Source organism: Microcystis sp. LE19-10.1B (assembly GCF_027530565.1).
Classification (GTDB): Bacteria; Cyanobacteriota; Cyanobacteriia; order Cyanobacteriales; family Microcystaceae; genus Microcystis; species Microcystis aeruginosa.
In genome coordinates, this window is the sequence record NZ_JAPZQM010000768.1 from 1 (window position 1) to 4,691 (window position 4,691).

The following is a 4,691-nucleotide window of genomic DNA, read 5'->3' on the forward strand; positions in this document are numbered from 1 at the left end:
ACCCCGACCAATATAAAAGAGCGAAGCACGACTAAAATCTTGACAATCTCTGCTGTATAGGTTAACTTAAAATAAGTTGTTTGAGGTCGATAAACAATGATTATCTTAGAAATGAAAGCAGTGGTCAAACCAAGTCAGTCTTCTGCCATAGATGAAGCTATTCGTACAGTACAATTCATCAGAAACAAAGCATTAAGGCTTTGGATGGATGCCAAGAGAGAAGACAAAATCGATAAATATTCTCTCAATAAATATTGTGCAGTTCTCGCCCAACAGTTCAAGTTTGTCGATACTCTAAATTCTACGGCTAGACAAGCATCGGCAGAACGGGACTGGTCAGCGATTGCCCGTTTCTATGACAATTGTCAGAAAAAAATAAAAGGTAAAAAAGGTTATCCCAAGTTTCAGAAAAATAATCGTTCTGTGGAATATAAAAACTGTGGCGGTCAACTATCGGAGGATAGAAAAAAATTACTTTCACAGATAAGAAAAATCTTGGCACGGTTAAACTGAAAGGAACTAGAGACTTAAACTTTTACCCTATAGACCAAATTAAACGAGTTAGGATTGTTAAACGAGCAGACGGTTACTATGTCCAATTCTGCCTTAGCGTTGATATTCGGGAATAGGCAAAACCCTTAGAACCGACTAAAAGATGTGTAGGATTGGATGTAGGCTTAAAAGTTTTCTACGCTAATAGTGATGGGGAAACGGTAGAAATACCGCAATACTATCGCCAAGCGGAAAAAAGATTAAACCGTTTGACCCCCCGACGTCGGTTGGGGGGGAGAGATTCCCTCTGGCGAATGTTGGATACGTCCTGTCAGATTAGGGAAACTCTATGAACCAAGAATCCCTCGCTTTTAGTGACGGGAGTGTCAATAAGAAGCGATCTTTGATGAGAACAGACAACTATGAACTTCGAGATTCCCAGTGCCGTAAAAACTTGGTCACAATTTGGCCATCCCATTCTAATGTGGGTTTTATTAGGATTAACTATCTATGCCCTCTATTCGGGGCTACAATGGCGACGGACGCGTACAGCAGATAAAGACCTAAAAAAAGAATTATTGCCCAAGGATTTTCGCACTAAACACTATCAAATTGGCTCCCTAATCCTCGCTTTAATGGTGTTGGGGACGATCGGGGGTATGGCGGTGACTTATATTAATAACGGTAAATTATTTGTCGGTCCCCATCTGCTGGCGGGTTTAGGGATGGTGGGTTTAATCTCGATCAGTGCCGCTTTAGTACCTTTAATGCAAAAAGGCAATGAATTGGCCAGAATCACCCATATTACCCTTAATGCCGTCATTTTAGGTCTTTTTGGCTGGCAAGCCTTCACGGGAATGGATATAGTCCAGCGTATTCTCAGCAAAATGTAAGAAACTTTGAAAATATAGGATGCGTCATCAGACGCATCCAACCCTAAAAAGTGCTTTCAAAGTTAATCACAAGTTATAGAATCTTTCTGACGGGTAGAAACAAAAAGCAAAAAATCAGATAAAGAGATATAGCGTTTCTCATAAAGATGAAGTGTAACCTAATGTAGTCGTGCAAAATAAAATGAGATGATTATTCAGGAGAAGACAAGTCGCGGAAAATCTGGCTGGCAATGGCTGCACTCCGGCGAATTTGTTCAATTTCGGAAAGATTTTGCCAATTTTCGGTTTCGATAGTCGTTTCGCTCTGGCCATTACGCATAGTATAGGCGTAGGGACGAGCAAAAACCTGTAAATCTTCTGGAGACCATTGGGGAAAGAGATCGCTAAGACAAACAACAAGGCGATCAAGGTTGTCTAATTGACTATCAACTAGATTTTCAGCGCTTTCTACTAGACGATTTAAATGTTCGGCCGGCAATAAAGAGGCAAATTTATCAAAGATATTAGACCGGGGTGAAACGGAAACTGTCGGGAATTTTTGGTGTAAACTGTTAAAGAATCTATCAGCTTGTGCTTTGATCGCCGTCGCTTCTAGTCCTTCACACAGAGAAAAGGGCGTTTCTGTCAGGTCTAAGGGATCATGACTCTCAACAGCGGTTACATCCCAGGGATAGGTGACTTCTTCTTCGATCAGGATTGCCAGAAGTTCCTCAGTAATCTGTTCGGATAGGGATAAATGGCTCATAAATAACACTCCATATATTAGCCTTTGTGGTGTTCAATGAGTAACTACATCTCGGTTTTGACAATTTCCGAAGCTACAAACAGACTTCTGGTGCAAGTCAGGCAAGAGGCACTGTTGCCATAGGAGCAATAATTAACCCTTGCATATCATTATTGATTACTTTTTGACTTTTGCCAGAAGCCGATCAGAAAAGTGGCATAAACTTCTCAACGCCTGAATTTGGAACAAGCTGACATCCTCTGCTGGAATGTAAGTGATAAGTTTTACCGCTCGAATCTGTCTTCCTCTCTGTGTTCTTTGTGCCTCCGTGGTTTATCCTTAATCTTTCTGGGATCACCTGAGAAAAACTGTATGCTAGGCCATATTTAACCAAGCTAAACCAAGAGAGCCTTAATTTTTTGGTTAGGATAGGCACTCTTGCAATAGTCCCTTCCATAGGTGTAATTAATTTTGTTCAATCTCTTGGTGTTTTCTTGTCCAGACTCCGAGAACACTGGCCCCTACCCCTCCTCTAGAGGTCTATTGATAATTAGCCAATTTTTGACGACGAAAATCCCGAGGTGATAATCCTGTCCAACGCTTAAAAGCGCGAGTAAAATGGGCGGTATCACTGTAACCTAATTCCATGGCAATATCAATTAATTTTATCTGGGGTTCCTGCAGCCACAAAACTGCTTGCTCAAAACGAATTTTTTCCACTACCTGAGTATAGGTTAAACCTTCTTCTCCTAACCTTCTTTGTAGGGTACGGACACTCATGCCGGTGATTTCTTTGGCTAAGTTAATATCGGGATAACCGTTGGGTAAAAGAGGAGTAATCACCTGTTTTAAAGAGCCACTTATAGCGTTTCTGATTCACAAGAGGTACATTCCCGATCCTGAACAGCTTAATCAGCAAAGGTTTAAGTGTGCCGCACAGATGCGAGAACCGCTATATATTCTGTACAGGGGAGGAAGAATAGAGATTTTCCCGATCTTTTTGACTCGGTTTATTATCTAAAGCTACGGAAAATTTAAGAGGTAAACTCAGAAAAGAACGAGGAAAAACAATAGCGGTAAATCCCATTCCCGCACGAATTTTAGTTCTGCTTAAAGATTCATCTTTTAATTCGCAGCCCCGCTCACCCTGAAGATAAATTGTCGGTGGCTGCCATAATTTTCCTAGGGCGATACTAACTAATTCGATCATCAGTCTTGAAGCAAATTGGGCAGCATAATGACAATTAACCTCCTGATTGTGGAGATAACGCTGACAAAAATAAGCGGTTTCTTCCTGTTCTTTAATCCAGAATATTTCCCCTGAATTGTTAGCAGTGATCATGTTTTTGACCGTATTAAAAGCATCATAGACAGTCAAAGACTGACAAATAATTCGCCTGAAAGTCCCTAAATCAGCGATCGAAGTTGCCTTCCCTACTAATAATCCTAAGTTGTCTATACCTTCTCTGTGCGCCGCTTTCTCGATCAACGAGAAGGCCTGATGACGTGGGATTAAAGATTCGGGATGATCGAGCGCAAATAAGGGTAATTTTACCTCCTCTAATAATTTTTCCGTGGGGGAACCGATGCGATGAAGAAACGTAACAAAGGGTAACAAAGTATTAACCCGAAGCAGGGGGATATATTTCATCTCATTAGAGAACAAGTCGGCGAAAGGAAACTGTGAAGATTATCGCGATTTTGGCGTGAGATGGCAAGAAAAATTTTGATGACACGCTACAATCTTGAATGTCGAAATTGTGAAAACTACCATCTAAGTGGGTGGGTGGAATTAAATATAAGATGAACGTAGGTTGGGTTGAAGCATGAAACCCAACGCCCGCATGGGTTACGCTACCGCTAACCCATCCTACAAATAATTGTGCCTCCCTACTTATTACCTCGAGTCGTGACTCTTTTTCGACAGAACAATGCCCTGACTTCCCCCAGGTCAAATTTATAAACTTTTGCTGATGAAAACAACCAAATCTTAGAATTGAGAAATAAAATGGAGGTTCTCCAGCAACAGAAGCGGTAAAAGCCATCAATCAATCAAAAAACAAGTCACCAGTTTAATTAATAATTCCTCGGTTATTTTTGCGAGCAGTCTAAGCACATTAACAAAAACTAGATTTTCAGAGCTGCCATGAATTTTCTGCCAAAAATCCTTTTACTGGGTCTAATTAGCTCCTCTGGGCTGGGAATCGTTTCCCCGGTCTCAGCAGAAACTCCCGCAAAAATTGAACCCAAGGCCCTAGCAATTCTCAAGCAAATGAGCGATCGCTTAAGTGCCGCTCGTTCCCTGGCCTTTACCGCCACTATCACCTACGAGAGTCCCAGTCGTATCGGCCCACCTCTGGTGTACACAACGATCGCCGATGTCACCCTGGAACGGCCCAATAAGCTCAGGGTGATTAGTCCGGGAGACGGTCAGGCTAACCAAGGGACTTCCAAAAAATAAACTATTCATGCTCAAGAATAATAATCATTCTCGGAGTGTAGGAGGTAGGGGTCGATGGTTGCCTCCTCCTTCCAATTTTGTAGTAGAATTAATCCTGTACATTATTAATCAAGTTTTTCTT

Annotated in this window: 5 protein-coding genes and 1 pseudogene; 3 read left to right on the forward strand and 3 right to left on the reverse strand. The window is 41.5% G+C overall.

Going from position 1 to position 4,691, the window contains the following annotated elements; translation table 11 throughout:
- Window positions 1-96: 96 nt before the first annotated feature.
- Window positions 97-776 (forward strand): annotated as a pseudogene (locus O9332_RS27690) (RNA-guided endonuclease InsQ/TnpB family protein); the annotation flags it as partial.
- Between the two features lie 138 nt (window positions 777-914).
- Window positions 915-1,385 (forward strand): DUF4079 domain-containing protein, encoded by a 471-nt coding sequence (locus tag O9332_RS27695; RefSeq protein ID WP_002760891.1) that lies wholly within the window; start codon window positions 915-917, stop codon window positions 1,383-1,385.
- A gap of 190 nt (window positions 1,386-1,575) precedes the next feature.
- Here O9332_RS27695 and O9332_RS27700 read toward each other — a convergent pair whose 3' ends face one another.
- From O9332_RS27700 to O9332_RS27710, 3 genes are all read right to left on the reverse strand, one after another.
- A complete protein-coding gene (locus tag O9332_RS27700; protein ID WP_002760892.1) occupies window positions 1,576-2,130 on the reverse strand; it encodes a hypothetical protein in 555 nt (184 codons plus the stop codon).
- A 519-nt stretch (window positions 2,131-2,649) separates the two neighbouring features.
- Window positions 2,650-2,952, reverse strand: coding sequence for a helix-turn-helix transcriptional regulator (locus tag O9332_RS27705; RefSeq protein WP_002760893.1), 303 nt, complete (start codon window positions 2,950-2,952; stop codon window positions 2,650-2,652).
- A gap of 109 nt (window positions 2,953-3,061) precedes the next feature.
- Window positions 3,062-3,727, reverse strand: coding sequence for an AraC family transcriptional regulator ligand-binding domain-containing protein (locus O9332_RS27710; RefSeq protein WP_288028228.1), 666 nt, complete (start codon window positions 3,725-3,727; stop codon window positions 3,062-3,064).
- A 528-nt stretch (window positions 3,728-4,255) separates the two neighbouring features.
- Here O9332_RS27710 and O9332_RS27715 point away from each other — a divergent pair.
- Entirely contained in the window at window positions 4,256-4,570 is a 315-nt protein-coding gene (locus O9332_RS27715) for a DUF2092 domain-containing protein (RefSeq protein WP_288028229.1), read from the forward strand.
- The last annotated feature ends 121 nt before the right edge of the window (window positions 4,571-4,691 follow it).